Genomic DNA, 4,143 nt, shown 5'->3' on the forward strand with positions numbered 1-4,143 from the left:
GACATCGCACCGGTGCAAGTGCTTTCCGGCGCCGAGGTGCTGGAACCGATGGACCGCGTGTTGTTGGCGCAGGCATTCGGCAACGTGGGCGAGGTCTACCAGGCCACCGAGGGCTTCCTGGGCGCCACCTGTGCGCACGGCACGCTGCACCTGAACGAGGCGCACGTGCACATCGAGCCGCAGTGGCTGGACGACCTCCGCTTCGCGCCCATCGTCACGGATTTCACACGCAGCACGCAGCCCATCGTGCGTTACCGGCTGGACGACATCCTCATCCGCCAAGACCCCGCGCTACCGCCCTGCCCCTGCGGCAACCCCGCCATGGCCATCGAGCGCATCGAAGGCCGCTGTGACGACACGCTCGTGCTGCCTGCACACGGCGGTGGCACCGTTACGCTGTTTGCGGATGTATGCTCGCGCGCCCTGGCGCAAGCGCTGCCGCTGCTGGCTGACTACCGCCTGGTGCAAACCGACGCGCACACGCTGGCACTCTCCGTCAGCCCCACCAGTGCTGACATCGTCCGTGCGTGCCAGGCGCATCTGGCAGACGTGTTTGCCCGCCAGGGCGTCGACATGACACGCGTGACATGGCACCCGGCACCGCAAACTATTGCGACCGACTTCACCACCAAGCGGCGCCGCATCGTCCGGCTTGCCGCATCGGGAGCCGCCCAATGAGCCCGCTCGCCGCTCGCCTGCGTCATATGGCGCTGGGCTGGTGTTCAGTCGGCCTGGTCTACGGCACATGCGGTGTGCTGCAAGGTGCGGGCACCGTGGTGCCCGAGACGACGCTGGACCGTGCCATCCCGTTCAGCACGTCGGGCATCTGGCTGTACCTGTCGTTCTTTGCGCTGATTCCGCTGGCGTATCTGCTGGCTGACATGCACCGGCTGCGCTGGCTGGAACGCGCCATGCAGATGAGCGCCCTGGTGAGCGGCGCGGTCTTCCTGCTCTGGCCGACCACGCTGCACTACCCGCCGCTGGCCGACGGGTCTCTGCCGGCCAGCGTGCAACGCATGCTGATGGCCATGGATTCGAGCCAGAACTGCCTGCCTTCGCTGCATGGCGCGCTCACGGCGCTCTCCGTCTGGGCGCTGGCCGATGCGCGCAAGCCCATCCGTACGCTGCTGGCAGCGGCGTGGGGGCTCGGCGTGCTGTACGCAACCATCCAGACACGCCGGCACGTTGCGCTCGACCTGTCTGCCGGCGTGGCGGTGGGCGTACTGTGCGGCGTGGCCGCGCGCCATTGGCTCGCGCGGCGCGCTCCTACCCTCTCGATTGAAACCGTATCGACATGAATGCATTTGCCCTACCGCTGGCCCTCATGCTCGGCTGCGTGCTGCTGGAGCTGGCTGCACTCAAGTGGTGGCGCGGCCAGCCGCTGCCATGGCGTGACGTCATCCTCAACCTGAACTCCGGTCACGTGCTGATGTGGTTGTGCCGTGGCCTGGAGGTGGCTGGCTTCACCTGGCTGTATGCCAATGCCAGCCTGCATTGGGTGGATGGCTGGCACCCGGTCATCGGCTGGGCCTTTGCCTTCGTGGCGTGGGACCTGGGCTTCTACTGGCTGCACCGCATGCATCATCGGTTCGGCCTCCTGTGGGCCATCCATGCAGTGCATCACGAGGGCGAACACTTCAACCTGTCGCTGGGGGTGCGCAATGCGTGGCTGTCGTCGCTGACCTCGTTGCCGTTTTTTGTGCCACTGGCGCTGCTGGGCGTGACGCCCGAGATGTTCGTGGCGGTATCCGGGCTGCACTACTCCGTGCAGTTCTACAACCACTGCGGGCTGGTGGGCAGCTCGGGCGTGCTCGACAGGTTCATGGTCACGCCGGCCAACCACCGCGTACACCACGGCTGCAACCCGGAATACATCGACCGCAACTTCGGCGGCACGCTGCTGCTGTGGGACAAGCTATTCGGCACCTACCAGCGCGCCATGCCCGACGTACCGATCCGCTACGGCGTGCACACACCCACACACAGCGACAACCCGTTCTGGGCCAACATCGTGCCCGCACTGCACTGGCTCGGCCTGCGCGCCCCGCATCTGCAGCGCGACACGCGCGTGACACCGGCCGGCTGGATTGCCACCGGCGGCGTATTGCTCTTTGGCGTGGTGATCGACTACGTGCGTACCGATGGCTTCTGGCTGGGGCACTGGCAGGCCGTGTGGTTTGCCCTCATCCTGCTGCTGACGGTTGCCCTGGGCGGCCTGTCGGACGGGCGCGCATGGGGGCGCTGGCTGTGGTCTTTGCTGGCGATCGCGCTGCCTGCACTCATGATCGGTGTGTGCGGTACTGGCGATGCGCTCTCCAATGGCCTGGCCGTTGCGCTGGGTGTACATGGCCTCGCTTGCGCCCTGTGGCATGCGCTGCGTACGGGCACACCATTGCAATCTTCACCGCATGCCAAATCTCAGTAAGCTCCGCTACGCCTCACCGCGCGCATCTACGCTGGCGGATGACCTGCGCAGTGCCGCGCATGGCTACCTGCAGGCAAACGGCGACCACCGCTTTGCCGATCTCGGCCTGATCGTCAAAGGCCTGTTCCTCGCGACCTGCGCAGCGCTGCTCTATGTCGCCATGGTCACGGCGGCGAGCCCGGTCGTCTTCGTGCTGGCCTATCTCGCGTTTCCGTTCTTCGCGATGCTGCTGGCCATGAACGTGCTGCACGATGGCGCGCACCGGGCGCTGTCGCCGTGGGCGTGGCTGGACAGCGCCATGATCCGGCTCACCGCCATCCCGCTCGGCATCGAGCCCGCATACTGGACGGTGCGCCACGTGCACTATCACCACGCGCACGCCAACATCGAGCACTACGACCTCGACACCGCCGCCAACCGCTTCCTGCGGCAGACGCCGTTTCAGCCGTGGTATCCGCAGTTTCAGTATCAGCATCGCTACTGGCCGTTGATCGCCGCGCTGTCGCTGCCCTACATCAACTGGATCTACGACTGGTCAGACCGCCTTGGGCTCACCGCACTCAAAACAGACCGCGTGCTACCGGGCCTGCGGGGCTGGGCAACCTTTCTGTGCGCAAAGGCGCTGCATCTGCTGATGGCCGTGGCCGTGCCGGCCTGGGTAGCACATCGGATGGGCCTCGGCTGGGGCTGGGTGGCGTTCGGCTACCTTGTCGGGCAGATGCTCGCGTCGTGCGTACTGGTGGCGCTGATCCTGGGCACGCACTGGGCCGACGTGACGTTCTATCTGCCGCCCGAATCCGGTCGGTTGCCGCACACGTGGCATGAACATGCCTTCCACACCGCATGCGACTGGCAGCCGCAACCGGCGTGGATCGGCTACTGGCTGGGCGGCCTGAACTGGCACCTCACACACCATCTGTTTCCGACCTACAGCCATCGGCACTATCCAGCGCTGGCCGTACGCATAGCAGAGGTTGCACGCCTGCATGCGCTCGACTACCGCACGCTCACCTATCCAGAGCTCCTGGCCGCACAACAGACCTTTCTGCGCGCGATGGGTGAGCGGCCAAGCTGACACGCAAGCCATCACCGCACGCGCACCTCAGTTGCGCACCTCGACCGCATGCACGGCGTCGAGAATGACCTTCGCCACCTCCTGCGGCCGCGACTGCTGCGGCACGTGGCTGGTCGGCAAGCTCGTCACCTTGGCACCGATCTTCCTGGCCATGGCGCGCTCCAGGTCCGGCTGAATCATCCGATCGTGCTCGCTGACGATGAACCACGAGGGCTTGCTCTGCCATGCGGCCACCGTGGTCCGCTCACCAAATGCCGTTGCCTTGATGGGCCCCTGCGTGGCGGCCATCACGCGCGCCTGCGCGGCCGGTACATCCTGCGCAAAGTCGCTCGCCAGCGCTGCAGCGGGTAGCGAGAGGTAGCCGTTGGCATCCGCCACCAGCTTGCCGATGCCGGGCGCTGGTGCGTAGTCCTTGCCGGCCTCTTCCGTCGACTGGCCGGCATCCGGCGCAAAGGCTGCCACATAGACCAGCCCGGCAACCTTGCTGTCCGCGCCGGCCTCGGTGATGACCGTGCCGCCCCACGAATGCCCCACCAGCACGACCTTGCCGGGCTGGTTGCCGATGGCGCGGCGCGTGGTGGCCACATCGTCGGCCAGCGAGTTCAGCCCGTTCTGCAAAGCCTGGACTTTCACACCCTTGACC

The 4,143-nt window shown here is 66.4% G+C and carries 4 protein-coding genes and 1 pseudogene; 4 read left to right on the forward strand and 1 reads right to left on the reverse strand.

What is annotated here, in order from left to right:
- The 4 genes and pseudogenes from JHD73_RS26800 to JHD73_RS26815 form a co-directional block, all read left to right on the forward strand.
- A pseudogene (locus JHD73_RS26800) lies at positions 1–678 on the forward strand (CoF synthetase); the annotation flags it as partial.
- The gene (locus JHD73_RS26805; protein WP_233177173.1) at positions 675–1,298 is read left to right on the forward strand and encodes a phosphatase PAP2 family protein; all 624 of its coding nucleotides are present in this window, start codon (positions 675–677) and stop codon (positions 1,296–1,298) included. The pseudogene JHD73_RS26800 and the gene JHD73_RS26805, both read left to right, overlap by 4 nt.
- Positions 1,295–2,425, forward strand: coding sequence for a sterol desaturase family protein (locus JHD73_RS26810; RefSeq protein WP_199033179.1), 1,131 nt, complete (start codon positions 1,295–1,297; stop codon positions 2,423–2,425). Before JHD73_RS26805 ends, JHD73_RS26810 begins: the two co-directional genes overlap by 4 nt.
- A complete protein-coding gene (locus JHD73_RS26815; RefSeq protein ID WP_199033180.1) occupies positions 2,409–3,500 on the forward strand; it encodes an acyl-CoA desaturase in 1,092 nt (363 codons plus the stop codon). The genes JHD73_RS26810 and JHD73_RS26815 overlap by 17 nt, the downstream gene beginning before the upstream one ends.
- A 27-nt stretch (positions 3,501–3,527) precedes the next feature.
- Here the strand turns inward: JHD73_RS26815 and JHD73_RS26820 are convergent.
- The coding region (locus JHD73_RS26820; protein ID WP_199033181.1) for an alpha/beta fold hydrolase at positions 3,528–4,143 on the reverse strand (616 nt) is incomplete at its 5' end.

The sequence above is a fragment of the Ralstonia sp. ASV6 genome, from assembly GCF_016429285.1.
In the GTDB taxonomy this organism is placed as follows: Bacteria; Pseudomonadota; Gammaproteobacteria; order Burkholderiales; family Burkholderiaceae; genus Ralstonia; species Ralstonia flaminis.